Genomic DNA, 23,435 nt, shown 5'->3' on the forward strand with positions numbered 1-23,435 from the left:
CGTTGCATGCAATCTGACAGATAACGCCCGTGCTTTCAACCCGCGTCCACGTGGACGCCTGAAGGATTGCATGCAGAACTCTTGACGACGCCTGCCGGGCGTGGAAGTGTGAGCGACACCGAAACTCCGTGACACGACGACGTATCCATGGCGCCCCGGCGCCCCCTCAGGAGGACCCATGACCTTTCGGCTCGGCGTGGACGTCGGTGGCACGTTCACCGACATCCTGCTCATCAACGAAGACACCGGGGAGTCATTCCGCGCCAAGACCTCGTCCACGCCGGAGGACCAGTCCGTCGGTGTGCTCCGGGGCATCGAGTCCGTGTGCCGCACGGCCGGCGTGGGCACCGACCAGGTCCGTGAGGTGCTGCACGGCACGACCGTGGCGACCAACGCGATCCTGGAGAAGAAGGGCGCCCGGGTCGGGCTGGTGACCACCAAGGGCTTCCGGCAGATCATGCAGATCGCCCGGTCCTTCGTCCCCGGCGGCCTGGCCGGCTGGATCATCTGGCCCAAGCCCGAGCCGCTGGCCGCGCTGGAGGACACGGTCGAGGTCATCGAGCGCGTCGGCGCGGACGGCGCGATCGTGACCGCCCTGGACGAGGACGACGTGCGCGCCCAGCTGGCCAAGCTGCGTGACCAGGGGGTGGAGGCGCTCAGCATCAGCCTGATCAACGCCTACGCCAACGCGACGCACGAGGCGCGCATCGCCGAGATCGCCGCTGAGGTGCTCGGCGACATCCCGGTCTCCCGGTCCTCCGCGGTGCTCCCGGAGCTGCGGGAGTATGAACGCACCCTCACCACCGTCGCCAACGCCTACGTCCAGGGCCAGGTCTCCCGCTACGTCGGCAACCTGGAGCGTCAGCTGCACGGCTCGGGTCTGGACGCCGACCTGTCGATCCTGCGCAGCGACGGCGGTCTGGTGTCCGCCGCGATCGCCGCCGACAGTCCCGTCTCGCTCCTGCTGTCCGGCCCCGCCGGCGGTGTGACGGGCGCGGCCTGGGTCGCCGAGCAGGCGGGATACTCCGACATCCTGACCTTCGACATGGGCGGCACCTCCACCGACGTCTCCCTGATCGAGGGGCTCACGCCCCGCGTCGGTCGCGAGACCACCGTCGGTGACCTGACCGTCCGGGCCACGTCCCTGGACGTGCGCACCGTCGGTGCCGGCGGCGGCTCCATCGCCCACGTCCCACCGCTCACGCAGGCCCTGCGCGTCGGCCCCCAGTCGGCGGGCGCGGTCCCCGGCCCGGCGTCATACGGACAGGGCGGCACCGAGCCCACGGTGACGGACGCGGACGTGGTGCTGGGCTACCTGCCCCCGGCGCTCGCCGGTGGCGAGATCTCCCTCGACGTCGAGGCGGCGCACACCGCGGTGCAGAAGATCGCGGACGCGACGGGTCTGCCCTCCGTGCACGCCGCGGCCGAGGGCATCCACGACATCGTCAACGAGAACATCTTCGGCGCGCTCAAGCTGGTCTCCACCCAGCAGGGCTTCGACCCGCGTGACTTCGCGCTGATGGCCTTCGGCGGCGCCGGCCCGCTCCACGCCAACGCGCTGGGGATCCTCACCGGGGCCTGGCCGGTGATCATCCCGCCCTCGCCGGGTGTCCTCGCGGCCTACGGCGACGCCACGACGAGCCTGCGCGACGAGTCGGTGCAGACGCTGATCCGCCGGTTCAGCGAGCTCACCGACGCCGAGCTGCGCGACCTGCTCCACGGGCTGGCCAGCACCGCCCGCCAGTCGCTCCTGGAGTCCGGGCTGTCCGAGGACGAGCTCACCGTCACCTACGCGGTGGACCTGCGCTATCACGGCCAGGGCTTCGAGATCCCGGTCACGATCGACGCCGACGACCTCGACGGTGGCGCGCTCGACGCGCTGCGCAAGGCCTTCGACACCGAGCACGGCCGGCTGTTCAACTTCCTGCTCACCAACGAACACGAGCTGGTGACCGCCCGCGCCACGGTCAGCGGTCCCCGGCCCGAGATGGCGGCGACCGTGCTGGCCGAGGGCGGCGCGGACCCGTCCGCGGCCGCCCGCCGCACCCACCAGCTGTGGTTCGAGGGCGAGCACATCGAGGCCACCATCTACGACCGCCACAAACTGCTCGCCAGCAACGTGGTGACCGGTCCCGCGGTGGTCGCCGAGATGGACTCCACCACGCTCGTCCTGCCCGGCCACGCCGCGACGGTCCACCCCAGCGGCAGCCTGCTCATCCGCCCCATCGACTCCGGCTCCGAGGACTGACCCATGGCTGAACTGCTCCAGACAAACACCGAGGACTTCGGCAGGGTCGACGTCGACGTCGTGACCCTCGACCTCATCGAGAACGGCCTGCGCAGCGCGCGCTACGAGATGGACGAGGTGCTCTTCCGCACCGCCCTCTCGCCGGGCATCCGCGAGCAGCACGACGAGTTCCCGCTCATCGGTGACCCCGAGGGGAAGATGGTCGTGGGCCAGTTCGGGCTGTCCATCCCCGACTTCCTCGAGAATTTCGAGGGCACCATCGAGGAGGGCGACGTCCTCCTGACCTCCGACCCCTACTCCTGCGGCGCCGCGATCAGCCACGCCAACGACTGGCTGGTCGTCATGCCGATCTACTTCGAGGGACGGATCGTCGGGTGGGCCTCGCAGTTCGGGCACATGTCGGACGTGGGCGGCAAGACACCGGCCTCGATGCCGACCGACGCCCGGACGATCTTCGAGGAAGGCGTGGTGATCCCGCCGTTCAAGCTCTACAAGCAGGGCGTGCTGGACGAGGACGCGCTGCGGATCATCCTCAACCAGGTCCGCAAGCCCGACTGGAACCGCGCCGACCTCAACGGGATCGTCGCCGCGTGCCGCACCGCAGGGCGCCGGGTCCAGCAGATGTGCGAGCGGTTCGGGGTGGACACCTACACCTCCGCCCTCGACGCGCTGCTCGACCGCAACTACCGGGCCATGAAGGCGCTGCTGGCGGCGGTCTTCGAGGAGGGCAAGCCGGTCAGCTTCACCGACTACATCGACGACGACGGCCGTGGCAATGGGCCCTTCGAGCTCACCATGACGATCACCCGCACGGGCGACAAGGTGCTCATCGACCTGGCCGGCAGCAGCCCCCAGGCCGAGGGCCCGATCAACTACTACATCAACGAGAACCTCATCCGGATGTTCTTCGGGATCTACATGATCACGGTCGCCGACCCCCAGATCCTGTGGAACGACGGCTACTACCCGCTGGTGGACGTCAACATCCCGGAGGAGTCCTTCTGGAAGCCGAAGTACCCCGCGGCCCTCAACGGCCGCAACCACGGCATCGGTCGCCTCTTCGACCTGTTCGGCGGGCTGCTCGGCCAGTGCAACCCCGACCTGATGAACGCCGCGGGCTTCTCCTCCTCACCCCACTTCATGTACTCCGGGAACTACTCCGAGGGCGACCGCAAGGGGGAGTGGTTCCAGCTCTACTCGATCGGCTTCGGCGGCATCCCCGGTCGGCCGGTCGGTGACGGCCCGGACGGGCACTCCCTCTGGCCGTCGTTCATGAACATCCCCAGTGAGTACCTCGAGTCCTACTACCCCCTGCGCATCGAGAGCTGGGAGACCGTCGCGGACAGCGGCGGCGCCGGCCTGCACCGCGGCGGCAACGGCGTGGACGTCTCCTACCGGTTCCTGGAGCCGGGCACCATCGCGATCCACGACGACCGCTGGCTGACCTATCCCTGGGGCGTGCTGGGCGGTGAGCCCGGCGCCCGCGGCACCAAGTGGATCGACCGGGCCGACGGCACCAGGGAGGTGCTGCCCAGCAAGGTCCACGACGTCGACGTCGCCCGCGACGACGTCCTGCACTTCGTCACCTGGGGTGGCGGGGGCTGGGGCGACCCGCTGGAGCGCGCGGTCGACCTGGTGACCCTCGAGGTCAGGCGTGGCCTGGTCTCGGCCGAGGGTGCCCGCCGCTATGGCGTGGTCTGCGACGAGGCCGGCACGGTCGACGAGGCCGCGACAGAGGCCTTGCGCGCCGAGGTGCGGGCCGGACGGTCCGGCGGCCGGCCGCTCTTCGACAAGGGCCCCGACCTGGAGACCATCCTGGCCAACGCCGAGGCGGAGACCGGGCTGCCCGCCCCGAGCGCCCCCAAGGCAGTATGACGAGGTGCCAGTGACTGAGGACCCACAACCCAACCCGGCCCGCGGCTTCGCCGAGGGGTTCGCCGGAACCCTTGCCCCCGGCATACTGCCCGCGGTTGTCGTGGTGGACATGATGCGCGCCTACTACGACCCGGACAGCCCGTTCTGCCTGCCCAGCGACGACTCGGTCCACGCGGCCGCGCAGGTGCTCGAGGCCGCCCGGTCGGCCGGGATCCCAGTGGTGCACACGGTGGTGCGCTACGGCCCCGGCGGGCTGGACGGCGGCGTCTTCCTGCGCAAGGTGCCGGCGCTGCGGCTGCTCATCGGCGAGACCGTGCTGGGGGACCCGATGCCCCAGGTGGCGCCGCTGCCGAGTGAACCGGTCGTGGTCAAGCAGTACGCCAGCGCCTTCTTCGGCACGACCCTGGCCTCGATGCTGCAGTCCCTGGGCGTCGACACGGTCGTGATCCTCGGGGTCAGCACCAGCGGGTGCGTGCGGGCCAGCGCGGTCGACGCACTTCAGCACGGCTTCGTGCCCCTCGTGGTGCGGGAGGCCGTCGCGGACCGCGAGCCCGCCGTGCACGACGCCTCGCTCTATGACCTGCAGGCGAAGTATGCCGAGGTGGTCTCGTTGGCTGACGCGGTGGCGTATCTGGGTGAGGTGGGCCCCCCGCTGAGCCTCCCGGGGGCGCATGTGCCAGATCGGCGCCATGGCGCCGATCTCGCACAAGCCGGACTGGCCGTCGGGCCTACGCCTACGGCTCGGGCAGGACCTCCCGCGCGCCGTCGGCGCCGACCCAGGTGACCTCGGAGCCGCTGGGTGCCGAGACCCAGGCGAACCGCCCGTCGGCCCCGCCCGGCTCGGCGTAGCGGACGGCGTCGACGGCCGCGCCGCCCGCCATCGTGACGTCGACCTCGGCCCCGACGGGCAGGTAGGCCACGACCTCTCGACCCTCACCCTCCAGGAACTCGACGGCCGTCCAGCTCCCGAGCGCGTCCTCCAGGTTTGCCTGCTCGTCGCCGAACCACAGTCGCCAGATGCCGTCCCGGCCCTGCGCGACGAGCGGCACGGTGTCCTCGGTCGGGGCAGCGTCGAAGGTGGCCGTGTCGAGCACCTGCAGCCAGGTGACGCGGACTCCGGCCTCGTCCTGCCACGTCATGCCGATGGTCTCGTGCTCGGGGTCGGTGAACTCCTGGGAGAGGTAGGCGTCCAGCCCGGTGTCCGGCAGCGTCTCCCGCTCGACGTCGACCGCGCCGGCGTCGGACAACACCTGGAGGTCGGTCGCGCCACTGGCGACCACGCCAAAGAGCACCTCGCCGTTCCCCGAGCGCACGGGCTGGGGCATGACCGCCTGCCCGTCGCGCCAGGCCCGGACCGTGCTCTCGCTGGGTTCCCCCCAGCTCTCGACCTCTCCGAGCAGGCCGTCGGCGCCGCGGGTGGCGTAGGCGACCCGCCCTGCACTGCCGCCACAAGCGTCGAAGGCGACGACAGCGAAGCCGGCAGCCTCTCCCGGAAGCGGCAGCTCGGCATACGAGACCTGGTCCAGGTTGATCGAGGTGCCGGCAGAGCCGTCGACGATGCCGGCGCAGCCGTCGGTCCACGGCGCGGCAGGGAGCACCGCCATCGGACCGACGTTGGTGCCCGTCGCCCAGAGAGCCGCGGCCGCGGCGGCCGCGACGGACCCCGTCGCGAGAGCACCCCTGCCGGCTCGGTGGCGCCGGTCGGCGCGGTGCGCCCGACCGATGACCTGCTCGGGGTCGAGGGTGAGGCCCGGAGGAGTCTCTGCTGTGCGCAGGGAGCGTGCCAGGTCGCGCTCGTCGGTGATCATCGGACCGTCTCCTTGGTGGGGGCGTAGAGCTGTCTGAGGTTGGCTAACCCGCGGGACGCCGAGCTCTTGACGGCGCCGAGGCTGATGCCGAGGTCGTGCGCGACCGTCGCCTCGGACAGGTCGCAGTAGTAACGGAGGACCACGACCCGCCGCTGCTGCTCGGGCAGGGCCACGAGGGCCTCGATCAGGTCCTGCTGGACGATGACCTGGTCCGCCGGGGCGGGACCGCTCGGGCCGTCAGGCTCGGGGCTCTCGTGGGGGTCGACGAGGATCTCCCGGCGCTGCTTGCGCCAGGTGTCGTTGCGGTGGTTGACCAGGATCGTGCGGGTGTAGGGCATGGCCAGGCCGGGACGGACCCGGGACCACGCGGAGTAGGTCTTGGTCAGCGACGCCTGCACAAGTTCCTTGGCATCCTCGACGTCTCCGGTGAGGAACCAGGCGATGCGGAGCAGCTCGGGCGTGGCCTCGCGCACGAAGGTGCTGAACTCCTCGTCCCGCTCCCGCTTGCGCATCCGCTCCACCTCCTGGTCCGTCCTGACAGCACACCTACGTGGCAGTCTTCCGAAAGGTTGCCTCGCGCAGAACAAGGTTGGCTCACACGCACGAAGCGTGCGATCGAGGCTGGGTGCAGTTCCCGGCGCCTGCGTCCTGACGTGCGACAGCCTGGTCCGCCCGGCGTACGGGGTCCGCCCAGCGTCTCCGGGGTCCGCCCAGCGTCACCGGGGCACGGCATACTTTCGAACTCGCAGCTGGGTCACTCGAGTCCGCGCAGCCCTCGCCAGAACCTGGCTCGGATCCGCGCCGCCATCTCGTCGGTCAGTCTCGTGCACCTGAGCGACACTCAGCTTCCCCACGAGATCGACAGACCCCGCGGGACTTCGCTCCAGAAGGCAGGGGCTCTGAGCGCCTGCCGGCAGCGGGATCCGTGTGGCGCTGGAACTGCTCGAAGTCGATCTGGCTGTCGCTCTCGATGCCGCGCGGGACCCGTGCGAGACCGGTGACGAACTCGGCCGGTTCGAGGCAGATGCCCATCTCGTCGCGGTCGTCCTGCCCCGAGATGGAGGTGCCGTGCACCCCCGAGCCGACCTGCACACGCAGGATCATGCCCGCCTCGGCGATCGCGCGGGCCTCCTCCGAGGCGTGCGGGTGGGGGAAGCCGGCGGGCAGGCCGGTGTCTCCGTGGATCTCGGCGGCTGGGCTCACGGGCGACAGCGTACGGCTGGTGCCGCACGCACTGTCGGGGCCTTCGGGGAGTATGCCGTCAGGCAGGTCTTCCTGCTCCCCCCGGACGTCCGGGGCTAACTGAGGGGGACGACACACCGGGTGTGGATAACAACTTTGTGTCGAACATATGTGCTAGGTTGAGATTGTCGGTGGAGGAGTCGCCGGAAAGGAGGGACCGACATGCAGGGGAAGGGGAGCGTGCTCGAGTCCCGCCTCGAAGAGTTCGTGCCCGGGGAGGCGCTCGCGCAGCTGCAGGCTCAGGGCGCGACGTTGCCTCGCATGTGGGTGCATCCGCACGAAGGCGCACCCGTGGTCGTCGAGTTGGGGGACCCGCGCACCGAGGCCATCGAGGCCATGCAGGCGGCCATGAAGTTCCTGGGTGTGGGCGACATGGTCGGGCCGTTGACCGAGGCCACCCTTGCGTGCGCCACCCTCAACGCCCCTGAGCAGTTGTCCGAGAAGCCCCAGCAGTCGGCCGAGGAGCCGGAGCAGTCGTCCGGCGCGGCAGAGCAGTCCTCTGACGTGCCGCAGCAGCCGCCGGAGTCGCTGGAGGGACCGCGGGAGCAGCCCGCGGTGCTGGCACGGTCCAAGGAGCTGCTGGGCGTCATCGAGTCCGTCACCAAGGTCTCCCACCAGCTGGACTCGGTCGTGGTGACCGCGGCCCGGCATCTGACGGCTGCGCGCGGGCAGCTGCTGCTGGGTGAGAAGGGCGTGGCCTCTTCCGAGGAGCTCTCCAAGGGCCAGCAGGACAAGTGGCGGGCGGCGGCCAAGTCGCAGACCCGGCACGAGCTCGAGGCCGCGCTGGGCTGGTACGAGAGCGAGGTGCGCGACCTCGTCAGCCTGGCGAGCTCTCCCACCAGCACGCTGGCGCCGGTGCTGCACAGCCTGCGCACCGGCGAGAGCTGCTGGCAGGTGGTCCGCCGATTCCATCGCGAGGCAGGTGGGCTGGCTCACGAGGACACGGCGAAGATCGCCAATGCTCTGTTCGGGGACGACCCGGAGGCGTCGGTGACCGATCGGCTGGACTCCGACGGAGAGTGGCTCGGTGGCCCGTGGCGGGTCGGTGAGTTCAACCGCGCTCTGGCCCTGGAGGTCGCCAAGGTGAACGCCACCGACGAAGAGGCCAAGAAGGCAGCCAGGGAGCGGGCCAGGGCCACCAAGGACCTGAGGGTCCGCATGGACGAGAACGGCACGGCGGAGATCACCATCGGGTGCACCCCGCTCAGCGCTGCGGCGATCGCCGACCGAGTCGACAAGGCTGCACGGGCGGCCCGCAAGGCGGGGGCTCCCGAGACGCTGCGTGAGCTGCGCTCGGCCCTGGGAGTCGCCTTGCTACTTCACGGGACCCTAGACACCACCACCCTGCCGGACGACCCTGACCTGATCACGGTGGAGCAGTCCGCCGAGCTCACCAAGGTTCTCAACGGCCTTCCTGCGGCCGAGATCCACGCCGTCGTCCCGTTCGACACCCTGATCGGCCACCGCGCCGGCTCAGGTGACACTGGGGCCTGCACGTGCACGTGCTCCTGTGGCGCCGGTCGCGGTGGAATCAGCTCGTCAGCCCCGTCGTTCCCTGGCCAACCCTGTCCTTCACCAGCCTCGACAGGGCCTCCGGGTGCCGACGCAGGCTCCGCGTTCTTCCCGCCTGGCTCCGCGGGTGGCTCCGCGTTCATCCCGCCCGGTTCCGCGGGTGACTCCGCGATCTTCCCGCCCGGTTCCGCGGGTGACTCCGCGTTCGTTCCCCCTGGCTCGGCCGGCCCGGACCCTGGCCTTCCCGACCCTGCACCTGCCATGGGTGTGGGCGAGGTCATCGGGCGCCACTCGATGTTCCTGATGCCCGAGGAGGTCCAGCTGCTGGCGCTACTGCCGGGCTCCAGCCTCTATCGGCTGCTCATCGACCCGGCCACCGGACGATGTGTGGAGCGCTCGATCAAGGCCTATCCCTTCGATGCGCGGATGCGGGCCCAGCTCATCGCTTCAGACTTGTTCTGCAGGGCCCCCGGCTGTCTGCGCCCGGCGCGGCTGTCCCAGATGGACCATGTCCAGGAGTACGGCACGCCCGGTGGGCACACCTGCGAGGCCAACGGCCAGCCGGCCTGCGAGCCGCACCACGACCAGAAGACGAAGAAGGCCTGGGACGCGGTGATCGATGCCAACCGCGACGTCACCTGGACGACGCTGCTCGGGCGGATCTACCGCACCAAGGCCCACGACTACCGGCAGTACACCAAGCTCCTCACGTCGGCCACCACCGAAGTGATGGAGGCGATCAAGGAGGGCGCAGACCGTGACGACGTCATCAACGCCGCCGTCTACCAGGCGCTGTCCTACCGCGAGCCCGGCGAGTCCCTGGACACCGACGACTACGACGACCTGTTCCACGGCTGGGACTCGATCACGCTGACCCACATCCGGGAGACCGGACGTCGCGCCTACAAGCCTGACCCCAAGGTCCGTCAGGCCGAGGTCGACCGCCACCGCGCCGCCGGCGACGAGCAGACCCCCCACGAGTCGAAGGCGGCGGCCGACGACGACCACACGACCGGCGAGCAGAGGGGTGCGGCAGGACGGACCGTCGACGGGTCCAGCTCCACCGATGGGGCCGCTTCCACCGACGGGGCCGCCTCCGCCGGGTCCAGCTCCACCGATGGGGCCGCCTCCACCGACAGGACCACGACGAACCGGAGCGCGCCAGCCCCAAGGACTCCGTGGACCGAGCCCAACAACGAACCTCCGCCGTTCTGACCACCAGTCAGCCATGCCCTCCGCTCAGGTGGCAGGCTGGGTCGGCACTTTCGCCGCGGGGGCAACCTCACGGCATACCGATTGCGTTGGAGACCCATGAACCAGCCGACTCAGGACGAGGAGTTCGTGCAGTTCGTGCGGGCGCGTCAGGGGCAGCTGCTCCGGGCCGCCCGCCTCTACTGCGGCGACCCCCACATCGCTGAGGACCTCCTCCAGGACGCCTTCGTGAAGCTGGCGAGCCGGTGGGAGAGCGTGCGGGACGGGTCACCCGATGCCTACGTCCGGCGCATCCTCTATCGCGACTCAGTGTCGCGCTGGCGCAAGTGGCGGCGCGAGATCCCGTATGCCGCGGGCGAGGGTGAGCGCGACCTGCTGGATGCACAGGCGGTCTCGTCGGGGGTGGACGACTGGGTGAACGGCGCCGACCTGCGCTCAGCCCTGGCGCAGCTGCCGCCGCGGCAGCGCGCGGTGATTGTGCTGCGCTATTTCGAGGACCAGTCCGAGGCGCAGATCGCCGAGGTGCTCGGCGTCGCGGCCGGGACGGTCAAGAGTCAGGCCAGCAAGGCCTTGGCTGCCCTGAGACGGAGTATGCCGGCGCTCATCGACGCCGGGATGGCGGAAGGAGGACTGTGATGGGCAAGGACGAGCTGCGCAACGCACTGGACCACGCCGCCGGGCACGGTCCGGAGGTCGACTTCACCGGCACCTGGGGTGCGGGTCGGAGGATGCGTCGTCGCCGTCAGGCGGCCCAGGGAGTCGGCGGCCTGGCACTGGCCGCGAGCCTCGTGGGCGCCTTCGCGCTCGGCGGTGGTGACCTGATGTCGAGGGACTCCCTCGGGCCGGCGACGCCGACGGTCCCCGACGACATCGTCGCGACGGCCGTGGAGACCGACTCGGACGATACGGAGGTGACGTCCGCCCCGCCGACGCCGATCGACGACGAGACGCCAGAGACGACCGCCACCCAGGAACAGACCCAAGACCCGACGGGGAGCCCGACCGGGTCCCCGACAGGGACCGCGGCCCCAGAGCCCGCTGAGCCGACACAGACGGACCCGGTGACGACACCTTCGCCGACGACCGGGCCGACGAGACCGCCGACGACGGCGCCGACCCCGACAGCGACGGGCCCCACCACGGACCCCGGCAGTGACCTGATCGTCCTGCCCAACCCGTGCGACGAGCCGACCACCGGGCTCACGGTCATGGGCGTTCCCGACGCCACACCCGCCACGATGGAGCGTGCCCAGGAGCTGCTGGACCTGGCGTCCACCTGCGACCTCGACGGGCTGATCGCGCTGGCGACGGACCAGAGCACGACCCTGTCCTTCGGCAACACCACGCCGGAGGAGGCCTTCGCCGGAGAGTTGGGGCGGCAGCGGGTCCACGTTTTGGCGTCGCTGCTGGTCAACTACCCACCCGAGCTGGGTGGCGGCAATGACGGTCCCGTGCTGTCGGCCCGCTGGCCGCTGCTGGACGAGGACCAGTGGCCCGAGCTGGTCGAGCTCGGCATCGCCACCCCGCAGGACCTGGACTCCTGGGAGTCCCTCGGCGCGTACACCGGGTGGCGGATCTTCATCGAGGACGACGGGCTCTGGTCCGGGATGCTGGCGGGCGACTGAGGACGGGCGCGAGCGCGTCGGCGGGTCGCGTCGGCGGGTCGCGTCGGCGGCTTCGGCTCAAGGACGCCGATCGTCCGCATTCGGTGGCACGATCGATCTCCATGAGTGAGAACGCGACGAGTGAGAACGCGACCCCGACGCAGCGGATGACGGCCAAACAGTTCCAGGAGGCGGGCGGCACGGAGGACTGGAGGGTGCTGGGCGCCGGTGCCGCGGCCTGGTTCAGCGCGTCCTCGCACGCCGCGGGGGCCGAACTCGCGGCCCGCGCGGCGGACCTGGCGGCGGACCGGGACGGGCCGGTGGCGGCCGCAGTCACCGCCGTGCCGGTGCCTGTGGAGGCGAGCGTCCGGTCCCAGGGCGTCCAGGTGTGCCTGCCGCTGGGACCGGCGGACGACGGCCTCACCGCTGCGCATGTCGACCTGGCCCGCGCAGTCTCCACGGCGGCCGCCAGGCTGGGGCTCACCGCCGACCCGGCCGTGCTCCAGGACCTGCAGTTGGCGATGGACACACAGGACCAGGGAGCCGTGCTGCCCTTCTGGGAGTCGGCGCTCGGCTATGACCCGGTCGGCGACGAGGACCTGATGGACGCGCTGCACCGGCACCCGCCGATCTGGTTCCAGGAGCAGGACGCCGCACGACCCCTGCGCAACCGGATCCACCTGGACTCCGTCATGCCCCAGGAGGTCGCCGTCGCAACCATGGAGACGCTCGGCGAGCGTGGCGGGACGGTGCACAACAACGGCTACTACGCGACGGTGGCCGACGCGGAAGGCAACGAGGTCGACATACTGCCGCTGCCGGAGGGAAGCGACCGCTGGGACCAGCCCGGCACGGAGGACTGGCGGCTCGTGTTCTCGGCGATGGCCTGCTATCCCGTCGCGTCGGCGGAGCAGGCCTCGGAGCTCGTGCGGGCCGTGGCGGCGCTCGCGGACGAGGCGGGTCTGGCGCTGGGCATCGACGTGCGCTCGAGGGCCGGTCAGAGCCTGGTCGTGCTCGACAGCGGCAAGGACCGGTGGGAGATGGAGGACGGCTACGAGCCGTTGGCGGCTCGCGTGCAGGAGGCGGCCCGGAGCCTGGGGCTGAGCGCCGACCTGCGGGCCCCGCGCTTCGTCCAGGTCGGCTTCGACGCGGTCGACATCCCCGCCGTCCGGGAGTTCTGGCGCGCGGCCCTCGGCTACCAGGAGGACCCGCGCGAGGGGATCAGCGACATCGTGGACCCGCGCCAGCTCAACGTGCCGGTCTTCGTGCAGGACCTGGACGCCGACGACGAGGCCCGGCGCGCCCAGCGCAACCGCATCCACGTCGACCTGTTCCTCCCGCACGACCAGCTCGAGGGACGGCTCGCGGCCGCCGTCGCGGCCGGCGGCACCGTCGTCCGGGACGCGGCACCGATCTACTGGACCGTCGCCGACCCCGAGGGCAACGAGATCGACCTGACGACGTCCTACGGCCGTGAGGAGCACTGGGCGCAGCAGGGGTGAGGCGACATCCTGGGCTGAGGTCGGGTGTCGATCGGCAAGGTCCTCGGTCGTCTATCCAGTGAGCCGCGACCGCGGCCACACTGGAGACAACCAAGGAGACGACCATGCGCTACGCACTGCTGCTGCACAACCGGGAGCCCGCCGAGGGCGAGATAGACCAGGAGGCCATCACCGCGATGCAGGAGGCGTTCGGCGCCTACGGCCGGGCGCTGGAGGCCGCCGGGGTGCTCGTCGCCGCCGAGGTCCTGCAGAGCCAGGACATCAGCAGCACGGTGACCCTGCGGGAGGGGAGCCTGCAGGTGCAGGACGGCCCGTTCGCCGAGACCAAGGAGGCCCTCGCCGGGATCATCGTGGTGGACGTGCCCGACCTCGACGCCGCGCTGGCCTGGGCCGAGAAGTGCCCGGGCGCCACCTACGGCGTGGTGGAGGTGCGTCCCGCGGCCACCTCGTTCGTCAACGGGTCGTGGACCTGAGAGACGGGAGTATGCCGTCACCCGGGGAGGCTGCGGCGCGAGCGGCCCGCGACGGTTACGGCCGGCTGCTCGCGCTGCTGGCCGCCCCGACCGGGGACATCCCCGCGGCGGAGGACGCCCTGGGCGACGCCTTCGAGCGCGCGCTGAGGACCTGGCCGCGAGACGGCATACCGCGCAGTCCCGAGGCGTGGCTGCTGACCGTCGCCCGCAACCGGCTCAAGGACCACTGGAAGTCGGCGGCCACCCGGACGGGCGTGTCGTTCGACCCGGCGCGGCACGACGCGCTGCACCTCGACGAGGTCGATCCCGACGCGGTGGGGGACAGGCGGCTCGAGCTGATGCTGGTGTGTGCGCACCCGGCGGTCGACCCCGCCGTCCGGACGCCACTGATGCTCAACACCGTGCTGGGCTTCACCGCCGCCCAGATTGCCGGTGCGCTCGCGGTGCCGCCGACCGCGCTGGCCGCTCGTCTGGTGCGGGCCAAGCGGCGGATCAGGGACGCGCGCATCTCGTTCGTGATCCCGGACCGTGACGCACTGCCCGGGCGCCTGGTCCACGTGCTGGAGGCGGTCTACGGCGCCTACGCGATCGACTGGCCGACCGGGGGCACCGAGGAGCGGCCGGCCATGGCGGGGGAGGCGCTGCATCTGGCCGAGACCCTGGCCACCCTGCTGCCTCAGGACGCGGAGGTGCACGGGCTCGCTGCGCTGATCTGCCTGTCGGCGGCGCGGGCTCCCGCACGCCTCGACGCCGACGGGGGACTGGTGCCCCTGGGCGAGCAGGACCCGCGGCTGTGGGACTCCACACTGATCGCCCGTGGGCATGAGCACCTCCGGGTGGCTCACGCGACCCGGACCCTGGGTCGCTTCGGCCTCGAGGCCGCCATCCAGGCGGTGCACTGCGCCCGTCGTGACACAGGCGCCACCGACTGGCCCGTCCTGCTGGACCTGCACCGCAGCCTGCAGGCCGTGGCGCCGAGCCTGGGGAGCGGCACGGCCCTGGCGGCGGTGACCGCAGAGGTCGACGGGCCGCAGGCCGGGCTCGTGCTCCTCGACGAGCTGGGACGGCTGGACGACCTCGGCGAGCGGGCCGCACGCTTCCAGCCGGCCTGGGCCACCCGTGCCCACCTGCTGGAGCGGCTCGGACGCACCAGCGAGGCCGTGGCGGCCTATGACAAGGCGGTGTCGCTGACGACTGACCCGGTCGAACGGCGCTACCTGGCCCGGCGCCGTGCTGAGCTGACGCACCGCACGTCGGGTTCGACGTCAGGAGGCTGCTACGCCGGACCCGTGACCGAGTGAGGCTCCGGCCCGCGCCATGGCCCCGCTGGGCCCCAGGTAGCCTCGGCCGCATGAGCCGCCGCGAGCAGATCGAGACCAACCTGACGGCGGTGCGTGACCGGATCGCGCGGGCCTGCGCCGACGCCGGCCGCGACCCCGGCGACGTCACGCTCATCGTGATCACCAAGTTCCACCCGGTCAGCGACATCGGGCACCTGGTCGACCTCGGCGTCACCGACATCGGCGAGAACCGCGACCAGGAGGCCGGCGCTAAGATCGCCGAGCTCGACGCCTCGACCCGAGCCGCGCTCACCGTGCACTTCGTCGGCCAGCTGCAGACCAACAAGGCCAAGCACGTCGTGCAGTATGCCGACTGCGTCCAGTCCGTGGACCGCGCCAAGCTGGTCGGGGCGCTCGACCGTGCCGTAGGCGCTCGGGTCATCGACCCGGCGGGCGAGCCGGGCGGACAAGGGCAGCAAAACCACTACGAAAATGCGGGATCGACCAGCGAAACCACTACGAAAATTTGGGGGCTCGACGTCCTCCTGCAGGTCGACCTCGGTGAGGGAGAGGACGCGGGGCGTGGCGGCATACTGCCGGCTGATCTGACCGCCCTGGCCGACCGGGTGGCCGACGCTGAGCACCTGCGGCTGCGCGGGCTGATGGCGGTGGCTCCGTTCGGGCTCGACGAGGCCGGCACCAGGGCCGCGTTCGCGCGGCTGGAAGACCTGGCTGCTGGGGTGCGTGAGGCCCATCCGGAGGCCACGATCCTGTCCGCGGGGATGAGCGGGGACCTGGAACTGGCCGTGGCCGCCGGCGCGACACACCTGCGTGTCGGCACGGCAATCCTGGGAGAACGGCCCGACCCCCGGTAGCGTCGTGATCGACCACAAACGGACGCACCAAGGAGCTCACACACATGGCTGGGGCGCTGCGCAAGACCATGGAGTACCTCGGACTCGCCGAGACCGATGAGCGCTACGACGACTACGACTACGACGAGCCCGAGCGCGCGCCGGAGCGGGACAGCCGCCCCGTCGCGGAGCCCGAGCGTCCCCGCTCGGCTGAGGTGACCCAGCTGCCGCAGCGGAACAACGCCCCTGAGCAGACCAAGCGCACCCCCGTGGTACGCGTCGTCCGTGAGGCAGAGGTTGAGCCGATGAACCGCATCACCACCATCCACCCGCGCACCTACAACGAGGCCAAGAACATCGGTGAGGCCTTCCGCGGCGGCATCCCGGTGATCATGAACCTCTCGGACATGGACGACGCCGACGCCAAGCGGATCGTGGACTTCGCCGCCGGCCTGGCCTTCGGGCTGCGCGGCTCGATCGAGCGGGTCACCAGCAAGGTCTTCCTGCTCTCGCCCTCGCACGTCGAGGTCGACGGTGCCGAGCCCGCCGCCCCCAAGCAGGCGCTGTTCAACCAGAGCTGACTCCCTGCGCTCCGCGCACGGCGTCGCCGGCCCACCCGGGTCGACGGCGCCGTTCGTTTGCCGGAGCGCACCTAGACTGAGCGACGTGATGACGAGGAACGGCACTCGATGATCGGCGACATTCTCTACTGGTTGCTGTCCCTGTACTTCCTCGTCCTGATCGTGCGGCTGATCCTGGACTGGGTGCAGGTCTTCTCCCGTGACTGGCGCCCGTCGGGGGTGCTGCTGATCGTCGCGGAGATCGTCTACAGCCTCACCGACCCGCCGATCCGGTTCCTGCGCCGGTTCATCCCGCCGCTGCGGCTGGGTGGTGTCGCGCTGGACCTGGCCTTCCTCGTCCTCATCCTCGCGGTGAGCATCGGACGGGGCGTCGCGGCTAGCCTCCCGTTCTGAGCCGGAGAGCTGGTCGGGGCTCCCGCTGGCCGGTGGGGCAGACCCGCCTCGTTGGGCTATGGTGAGGCCTGATATTGCAGTTGAGCTAGTGCCAAGTGGGTCCCGTGCGCCGTGAACGCGTGGGCTCACGCGGATCTCCAGAGCGAGGTGAACCCATGGCGTTGTCCCCCGAGGACGTCATCAAGAAGAGCTTCAGCGCAACCCACTTGCGGCGTGGCTACGACGAGACCCAGGTTGACGACTTCCTGGACGAGGTTGTGGTCGAGCTCCGCCGGCTGCTGGCGGAGCAGGATGACCTGGTCGCCCAGCTGGACGACTGCCGCTCGGGTCAGTATGACGGGGACTACGCAGGCGGTGCCGCCGCCTTCGCCGGTGGTGCCGACGAGGCCCAGCTGGAGCAGATGCGTCGCGAGCGCGAGGAGCTCGTCGCCGAGCTCGACCGGCTGACCGGCGAGCTGGACACCCGGCGCACCGAGGCCGAGCAGGCCGAGGAGGACGCCAACCGGCGCGTCGAGGCTGCCCGTCTGAAGGCTGCCGAGGCCGAGTCGCAGGCCAACGAGGAGCTCCAGGGCCGCCTCCAGGGCGAGCTGCTCGAGCTCCAGCAGAAGGTCGAGTCGACCCGCAACGAGGCACAGTCCGCCGAGGGCCGCCTCGCCGAGCTCCGCCAGCAGGTGGCCCAGGCCGAGCAGGCCGCGCGCGAGGCAGAGCAGGCCGCCAGCGAGGCGGAGGGCCGTGCCACGGCTGCCGTGGCGACTGCTGCCCCTGCGGCCGCTGCGCCGGTCGCTGCCGCGGTCCCGGCCGAGGACCCGACCAAGATCATCGAGCTGGCCCAGCGGTTGCACGACCAGCACGTGGCCGAGGGCGAGCAGACCAAGCAGCGCCTGGTCAACGAGGGCAACGAGTATCGCGACCGCGTCATCTCCGAGGCCGACGCCAAGGCCAACAACCTCATCCGTGAGGGTCAGGAGAAGCACGACGAGCTGGTCGCGACCGGCCAGGCCGAGCACGACAAGCTGGTCAACGCAGGCCAGACCGAGCACGACCGCCTGGTCGGCGAGGGCGGTCAGCAGCGCGACAGGCTGATCGGCGAGGCCGAGACCAAGCGCTCCAACATCCTCAGCGACCTGGAGTCCAGACAGTCGAGCCTGTCCACCAAGATCGAGGAGCTCAAGACCTTCGAGGGCGACTACCGCGCCAAGCTCAAGGGCTACCTCAGCGACCAGATCGACTTCCTGGACCGCAACAACGACGGCATCGACGACCGCCTGCAGTGACCCCGGTCGGCGGGCCCGACCTCAGCACTCCACCCGACCCCCGCGCCCGGCACGACCGGCGCGGGGGTCGGGCGTTTCGACACGCGACACCCTGAGTTCACTCACAGGCTTGTGATTCACCCCCGGACGACCTATCCTTCGGCGCACCATCCAGAACGGGGTGGCGTCGCACACTCACACGCAAGGGGTCGCATGGCAGGCAAGAGTGGCGCCCAGACCGCAGTCGACGAGACGACCGCGTCAGCACCGCGCACGACCACGGCACGCACGTCGGCCGCCAAGAAGCAGACGGCCAAGAAGTCGTCCGCCACGTCAACGGCCAAGAAGTCGTCCGCCACGTCAACGGCCAAGAAGCCGGCCGCGAAGAAGGCGGCCGCCAAGAAGGCGGCCGCCAAGAAGCCGGCGGCGGAGAAGGCCACCGCGACGAAGGCCGCGAGCACCCCCCGCAAGACCACCAAGGCAGGCGCGACCCAGCTGCCGGTCCTCGAGAAGGAGGACCCGTGGACAGCGGAGGAGCTGACCGAGGTGCGCGTCGAGCTGGAGGCGGACCGCTCCCGGCTGCAGGCCGAGGTCGACGAGGCCGAGGCAGACCTCGCCGAGCTGATGCGCGACAGCGGGGAGGGGTCCGGTGACGACCAGGCAGACGCCGGCGCCGCTACGTGGGAGAGGGAGCACGAGCTGTCCCTCACCAACAACGCCAAGGAGCTGCTCGAGCAGATCGAGCACGCCCTCGAGCGGATCGACGAGGGCACCTACGGCGTGTGCGAGTCCTGCGGCAACCCCATCGGCAAGATGCGGCTCCAGGCATTCCCCCGTGCGACCCTATGTCTGACATGCAAGCAGAAGCAGGAGCGCCGCTGAGGTCCCGGGCCGGGGCCGACGCCACCGACTCCACCACCGTCCGGCCGCACCGACGCTCCCTGTTCTGGATCGTGCTGGCGATCGCCGCAGCCTGGGTGACGACCGACCAGATCACCAAGAACCTCGCCGAGACCCACCTGTCCGACGGCTCGACGATCCCGCTGGTCGGGGAGCTGCTCCAGCTGCATCTCACCTACAACCCCGGCGCGGCGTTCTCGATGGGCACCGGCTCCACCGGACTGCTCACGATCCTGGCCGTGACGGTCTGTGTCGTGATCGTCTGGAACGCCCGCCGCCTGGGCAGTATGCCGTGGGCCGTGGGCCTCGGGCTGCTCCTCGGGGGGGCCCTGGGGAACCTGACGGACCGGCTCACGCGCGAGCCAGGCTTCGGCAAGGGCCACGTCGTGGACTTCCTGATGCTGCCGAACTTCCCGATCTTCAACGTCGCCGACATCGGGATCACGTCGGCGGCGGTGCTGATCGGTCTCCTTGCCGTCCTGGGCATCAACCCGGACGGGAGCCGTGCGTCCGACGAGAAGAAGGCCGCCGCGGACGACGCCGCCGTCGCGGACGACGCCGCCGCGGACGCCGCCGTCGCGGACGAGGCCCGAGCCGAGACTGTGGACAACACCCCTGCCGGGACGGTGGACGAGGCCGGAGCTACGCACCCGCCGGACGAGACACCGGCCGCCGGCACCGACCCGGCACCCGTCACCGACCCGGCACCCGTCACCGACCCGGCACCCGGCACCGACCCGACCCCAGAGCCCGGTGAGGTGCCGGGCGACGGCCGCGATCGGCATACTGACGCAGGGCCCTCCGCGTGACGGACAGCCGCACGGTCAACGTGCCCGACGGGCTCGAGGGGGAGCGGGTCGACGCGGGCCTGGCCAGGCTGCTCGGTCTGTCACGCAGTCGCGTGGCCGACCTGGCTGGCGACGGGCACATCACGATCAGCGGGCGGACCGTCGGCAAGTCCGACCGGCTGCAGGCCGGTGACTGGGTCGAGGTCGTGCTCCCCGCGGTGCGCGAGCCCGAGGAGCTCCAGGTGCGCGCCGAGCCGGTCGATGGCCTGCGCATCGTGCACGACGACACCGAGATCGTGGTCGTGGACAAGCCGGCCTTCGTCGCCGCCCATCCCAGCGTGGGCTGGAGCGGGCCCACGGTGCTCGGGGGGCTGGCCGCGGCGGGCTATCGCATCTCGACCTCCGGCGTCCCCGAGCGACAGGGCATCGTGCAGCGTCTCGACGTCGGCACCAGCGGCCTGATGGTCGTGGCCAAGTCCGAGCGCGCCTACACCGTCCTCAAGCAGGCCTTCCGTGACCGGGTCGTCGACAAGACCTACCACACGCTGGTGCAGGGCCTGCCCGACCCGCACGAGGGCACGATCGACGCGCCGATCGGACGCCACCCGGGCCACGACTACCGGTTCGCCGTGCGCACCGACGGCCGCCACTCGATCACGCACTACGAGCTGCTCGAGGCGCACCGGCGCGCCAGCCTGCTGCAGGTTCACCTGGAGACCGGACGCACGCACCAGATCCGCGTGCACTTCTCGGCGCTGCGCCACCCGTGCTGCGGCGACCTGACCTACGGCGCGGACCCCAAGCTGGCTGCCGAGCTCGGGCTGCAGCGCCAGTGGCTGCACTCGGTCAAGCTGGGTTTCGAGCACCCGGGCAGTGGTGACTACGTGAGCTTCGACAGTCCCTACCCCAGCGATCTGGCCGAAGCACTGGACAAGATCGCCTCCTGACGGAAGGCTGCTCCTGTGATGCAGATCCGCAGGGGGCGCCCCCACACTCGCAGCCGTTCAGCAGCCTGGGCGGTTCCCGCCCTCGCCGGCGTGGTCCTGCTGGGCCTGTCCGCCTGCGCCATCGAGTCAGGTGGGCCCGGCCTGTCGCCGGATGAGGTCGGTGATGACAGCACCGACACCGCTGCCGACACTCCCAGCCTGGACGACCGCACCTTCGTATCCACGTCCGTCACCGGCCACGACCTGGTCGCCGGCTCGGTCGTGCGGATGACCTTCGAGGCCGGTCAACTCAGCGTCCAGGCCGGCTGCAACACCATGATCGGTGAGTATGCCGTGGAGCAGGGCACCCTGCAGGTCGCCTCGCTCGCGCAGACCCAGATGGCCTGCGCACCCGAGCTGATGGCGCAGGACGAGTGGCTCGCCGGGTTCCTCGAGGGTGGTCCGGAGCTCCGCGGGATCGCTGACCGCATCATCCTCACCGGCGGGGACGTCGAGCTGGAGCTGACCGACCGCGTGGTCGCCGAGCCCGACCTCGCCCTGGCGGGCCCGACCTGGGTGCTCGACACCTCCTACACCGACACCGCCACCACGAACATCCGGGGCATGGAGAACGCCTCACTCGTCTTCGAGGGCGGCAACGTCCAGCTGGACACCGGGTGCAACACCGGCGGGGGCAGCTACACCCTCGAGGGAGACACCCTGACCCTCGGCCCGCTGCGGCTGACCCTGATGGCGTGCGAGGGCACCACGATGGAGATCGAGCAGCTCATGACGGCGGTGCTCAACCAGCAGGACCTGACCGCGGAGGTCAAGGCGTCCACGCTGAAGCTGACGGCCCCCGATGGCACCGCCCTGGGATTTGTCGCCGAGTCCGGCGCCGGCTCGGACACCGAGGCGACGACGGCGCCCTGAGCGAGCGGCCACACGTGCTCTGACCTGCACTGATAGGCGGCGGTAGACCAACCCACCACCGGTGCTTGTCCCGGAGTTGGTTGCACCACCGCAGGGGTGCTAGAGTTGTCTCTCGCCGCTGCAGCTCAGGCTGAGCGGCACCCTCGTCGAAGGACCTGGCCAGGGCGCACTCGGAGAGTGCAGCCGATTTGGACAAGCGACACCGACAGGGATAGACTGAACAGGTTGCCCCAAACGCCTTGCCGGCCAAAAGCTGGTGTGGTGGTTGGTGTGTGTCCGATCTTTGAGAACTCAACAGCGTGTCAGTAATCGATGCCAATTTTTCCCGTCCTGGGGCATGGTGCATGCGTTTTGTGTGTGGTGTGTTCTGGTGGCGAGATTTTCTTTGAATTGATGGATATGAGTCAGCGATGGCTTGTTCTGTCGGCTAGTGATTGTGCCCTTCTTTGGGTCATTTTTTCCTGACTGGTCTGTTGCTGCTTTGTGTGGTGATGGGGTTGGTTGGGTGTGTGATTTTATCGGAGAGTTTGATCCTGGCTCAGGACGAACGCTGGCGGCGTGCTTAACACATGCAAGTCGAACGATGAAGCCTAGCTTGCTGGGTGGATTAGTGGCGAACGGGTGAGTAACACGTGAGTAACCTGCCCTTCACTCTGGGATAACTCCGGGAAACCGGTGCTAATACTGGATATGACTACTTCCCGCATGGGATGGTGGTGGAAAGTTTTTCGGTGGAGGATGGACTCGCGGCCTATCAGCTTGTTGGTGGGGTAATGGCCTACCAAGGCGACGACGGGTAGCCGGCCTGAGAGGGCGACCGGCCACACTGGGACTGAGACACGGCCCAGACTCCTACGGGAGGCAGCAGTGGGGAATATTGCACAATGGGCGCAAGCCTGATGCAGCGACGCCGCGTGAGGGATGACGGCCTTCGGGTTGTAAACCTCTTTCAGCTCTGACGAAGCTTTTGTGACGGTAGGAGCAGAAGAAGCACCGGCTAACTACGTGCCAGCAGCCGCGGTAATACGTAGGGTGCGAGCGTTGTCCGGAATTATTGGGCGTAAAGAGCTTGTAGGCGGTTTGTCGCGTCTGCTGTGAAAGCCCGGGGCTTAACCCCGGGTCTGCAGTGGGTACGGGCAGACTAGAGTATGGTAGGGGAGACTGGAATTCCTGGTGTAGCGGTGGAATGCGCAGATATCAGGAGGAACACCGATGGCGAAGGCAGGTCTCTGGGCCATAACTGACGCTGAGAAGCGAAAGCATGGGTAGCGAACAGGATTAGATACCCTGGTAGTCCATGCCGTAAACGTTGGGCGCTAGGTGTGGGACTCATTCCACGAGTTCCGTGCCGCAGCTAACGCATTAAGCGCCCCGCCTGGGGAGTACGGCCGCAAGGCTAAAACTCAAAGGAATTGACGGGGGCCCGCACAAGCGGCGGAGCATGCGGATTAATTCGATGCAACGCGAAGAACCTTACCAAGGCTTGACATATACCGGAAACGCTCAGAGATGGGTGCCCCGCAAGGTCGGTATACAGGTGGTGCATGGTTGTCGTCAGCTCGTGTCGTGAGATGTTGGGTTAAGTCCCGCAACGAGCGCAACCCTCGTTCTATGTTGCCAGCACGTGATGGTGGGGACTCATAGGAGACTGCCGGGGTCAACTCGGAGGAAGGTGGGGATGACGTCAAATCATCATGCCCCTTACGTCTTGGGCTTCACGCATGCTACAATGGCCGGTACAAAGGGCTGCGATACCGTAAGGTGGAGCGAATCCCAAAAAACCGGTCTCAGTTCGGATTGGGGTCTGCAACTCGACCCCATGAAGTCGGAGTCGCTAGTAATCGCAGATCAGCAACGCTGCGGTGAATACGTTCCCGGGCCTTGTACACACCGCCCGTCAAGTCACGAAAGTCGGTAACACCCGAAGCCGGTGGCCCAACCCCTTTGTGGGAGGGAGCCGTCGAAGGTGGGACTGGTGATTGGGACTAAGTCGTAACAAGGTAGCCGTACCGGAAGGTGCGGCTGGATCACCTCCTTTCTAAGGAGCAACA

20 protein-coding genes and 1 rRNA gene are annotated in these 23,435 nt (G+C 69.6%); 18 read left to right on the forward strand and 3 right to left on the reverse strand.

All coding sequences use genetic code 11. The features are described from left to right. Nucleotides 1–178: 178 nt before the first annotated feature. Genes MWU75_RS11070 through MWU75_RS11080 form a run of 3 tightly spaced genes read left to right on the forward strand, consistent with a single transcriptional unit; the run spans nucleotide 179 to nucleotide 4,907 of the window. A complete protein-coding gene (locus MWU75_RS11070) occupies nucleotides 179–2,248 on the forward strand; it encodes a hydantoinase/oxoprolinase family protein (RefSeq protein ID WP_247090541.1) in 2,070 nt (689 codons plus the stop codon). A gap of 3 nt (nucleotides 2,249–2,251) precedes the next feature. Further along, complete coding sequence (locus MWU75_RS11075; protein ID WP_247090542.1) at nucleotides 2,252–4,123, forward strand: hydantoinase B/oxoprolinase family protein; 1,872 nt, start codon at nucleotides 2,252–2,254, stop codon at nucleotides 4,121–4,123. Between the two features lie 10 nt (nucleotides 4,124–4,133). After that, complete coding sequence (locus tag MWU75_RS11080) at nucleotides 4,134–4,907, forward strand: isochorismatase family protein (protein ID WP_247090543.1); 774 nt, start codon at nucleotides 4,134–4,136, stop codon at nucleotides 4,905–4,907. Here the strand turns inward: MWU75_RS11080 and MWU75_RS11085 are convergent. From MWU75_RS11085 to MWU75_RS11095, 3 genes are all read right to left on the reverse strand, one after another. Beyond that, on the reverse strand, nucleotides 4,858–5,931 hold the full coding sequence (locus MWU75_RS11085; protein WP_247090544.1) for a hypothetical protein: 1,074 nt from the start codon (nucleotides 5,929–5,931) through the stop codon (nucleotides 4,858–4,860). The two genes, MWU75_RS11080 and MWU75_RS11085, sit on opposite strands and share 50 nt — an antisense overlap. Then, complete coding sequence (locus MWU75_RS11090; protein WP_247090545.1) at nucleotides 5,928–6,443, reverse strand: SigE family RNA polymerase sigma factor; 516 nt, start codon at nucleotides 6,441–6,443, stop codon at nucleotides 5,928–5,930. Before MWU75_RS11090 ends, MWU75_RS11085 begins: the two co-directional genes overlap by 4 nt. A gap of 304 nt (nucleotides 6,444–6,747) precedes the next feature. Beyond that, on the reverse strand, nucleotides 6,748–7,134 hold the full coding sequence (locus MWU75_RS11095; protein ID WP_247090546.1) for a nucleotidyltransferase domain-containing protein: 387 nt from the start codon (nucleotides 7,132–7,134) through the stop codon (nucleotides 6,748–6,750). Nucleotides 7,135–7,335: 201 nt separating this feature from the next. Here MWU75_RS11095 and MWU75_RS11100 point away from each other — a divergent pair, with 201 nt between their 5' ends. From MWU75_RS11100 to MWU75_RS11170, 15 genes are all read left to right on the forward strand, one after another. Continuing rightward, entirely contained in the window at nucleotides 7,336–9,900 is a 2,565-nt protein-coding gene (locus tag MWU75_RS11100; RefSeq protein WP_247090547.1) for a hypothetical protein, read from the forward strand. A 96-nt stretch (nucleotides 9,901–9,996) separates the two neighbouring features. Continuing rightward, a complete protein-coding gene (locus tag MWU75_RS11105) occupies nucleotides 9,997–10,533 on the forward strand; it encodes a SigE family RNA polymerase sigma factor (protein ID WP_247090548.1) in 537 nt (178 codons plus the stop codon). Then, the gene (locus tag MWU75_RS11110; RefSeq protein WP_247090549.1) at nucleotides 10,533–11,522 is read left to right on the forward strand and encodes a hypothetical protein; all 990 of its coding nucleotides are present in this window, start codon (nucleotides 10,533–10,535) and stop codon (nucleotides 11,520–11,522) included. The genes MWU75_RS11105 and MWU75_RS11110 overlap by 1 nt, the downstream gene beginning before the upstream one ends. 101 nt (nucleotides 11,523–11,623) lie before the next feature. Then, nucleotides 11,624–13,003 carry a VOC family protein gene (locus MWU75_RS11115; RefSeq protein ID WP_247090550.1) on the forward strand — a complete coding sequence of 460 codons (1,380 nt, stop codon included), beginning with the start codon at nucleotides 11,624–11,626 and terminating at the stop codon, nucleotides 13,001–13,003. 104 nt (nucleotides 13,004–13,107) lie between these two features. Continuing rightward, a complete protein-coding gene (locus MWU75_RS11120; RefSeq protein ID WP_247090551.1) occupies nucleotides 13,108–13,476 on the forward strand; it encodes a YciI family protein in 369 nt (122 codons plus the stop codon). 11 nt (nucleotides 13,477–13,487) lie between these two features. Then, nucleotides 13,488–14,777 carry a DUF6596 domain-containing protein gene (locus MWU75_RS11125; RefSeq protein WP_247090553.1) on the forward strand — a complete coding sequence of 430 codons (1,290 nt, stop codon included), beginning with the start codon at nucleotides 13,488–13,490 and terminating at the stop codon, nucleotides 14,775–14,777. Nucleotides 14,778–14,827: 50 nt separating this feature from the next. Then, entirely contained in the window at nucleotides 14,828–15,631 is an 804-nt protein-coding gene (locus tag MWU75_RS11130; RefSeq protein ID WP_247090554.1) for a YggS family pyridoxal phosphate enzyme, read from the forward strand. A gap of 44 nt (nucleotides 15,632–15,675) precedes the next feature. After that, nucleotides 15,676–16,191, forward strand: coding sequence for a cell division protein SepF (gene sepF, locus MWU75_RS11135; protein WP_247090556.1), 516 nt, complete (start codon nucleotides 15,676–15,678; stop codon nucleotides 16,189–16,191). Between the two features lie 108 nt (nucleotides 16,192–16,299). Further along, nucleotides 16,300–16,584 carry a YggT family protein gene (locus MWU75_RS11140; RefSeq protein WP_247090558.1) on the forward strand — a complete coding sequence of 95 codons (285 nt, stop codon included), beginning with the start codon at nucleotides 16,300–16,302 and terminating at the stop codon, nucleotides 16,582–16,584. 155 nt (nucleotides 16,585–16,739) lie between these two features. After that, complete coding sequence (locus MWU75_RS11145) at nucleotides 16,740–17,858, forward strand: DivIVA domain-containing protein (RefSeq protein ID WP_247090560.1); 1,119 nt, start codon at nucleotides 16,740–16,742, stop codon at nucleotides 17,856–17,858. Nucleotides 17,859–18,050: 192 nt separating this feature from the next. After that, entirely contained in the window at nucleotides 18,051–18,719 is a 669-nt protein-coding gene (locus tag MWU75_RS20315; RefSeq protein WP_348647759.1) for a TraR/DksA family transcriptional regulator, read from the forward strand. Beyond that, nucleotides 18,692–19,546, forward strand: coding sequence for a signal peptidase II (gene lspA, locus MWU75_RS11155; RefSeq protein ID WP_247090562.1), 855 nt, complete (start codon nucleotides 18,692–18,694; stop codon nucleotides 19,544–19,546). The genes MWU75_RS20315 and lspA overlap by 28 nt, the downstream gene beginning before the upstream one ends. Beyond that, nucleotides 19,543–20,472, forward strand: a complete 930-nt coding sequence (locus MWU75_RS11160) for an RluA family pseudouridine synthase (RefSeq protein ID WP_247090564.1) — start codon at nucleotides 19,543–19,545, stop codon at nucleotides 20,470–20,472. The genes lspA and MWU75_RS11160 overlap by 4 nt, the downstream gene beginning before the upstream one ends. Before the next feature lie 18 nt (nucleotides 20,473–20,490). After that, nucleotides 20,491–21,384, forward strand: a complete 894-nt coding sequence (locus MWU75_RS11165; RefSeq protein WP_247090602.1) for an META domain-containing protein — start codon at nucleotides 20,491–20,493, stop codon at nucleotides 21,382–21,384. Nucleotides 21,385–21,899: 515 nt separating this feature from the next. Then, nucleotides 21,900–23,422: ribosomal RNA gene (locus MWU75_RS11170) — 16S ribosomal RNA — on the forward strand. Nucleotides 23,423–23,435: the final 13 nt, after the last annotated feature.

The organism is Ornithinimicrobium sp. F0845, assembly GCF_023015765.1.
In the GTDB taxonomy this organism is placed as follows: Bacteria; Actinomycetota; Actinomycetes; order Actinomycetales; family Dermatophilaceae; genus Ornithinicoccus.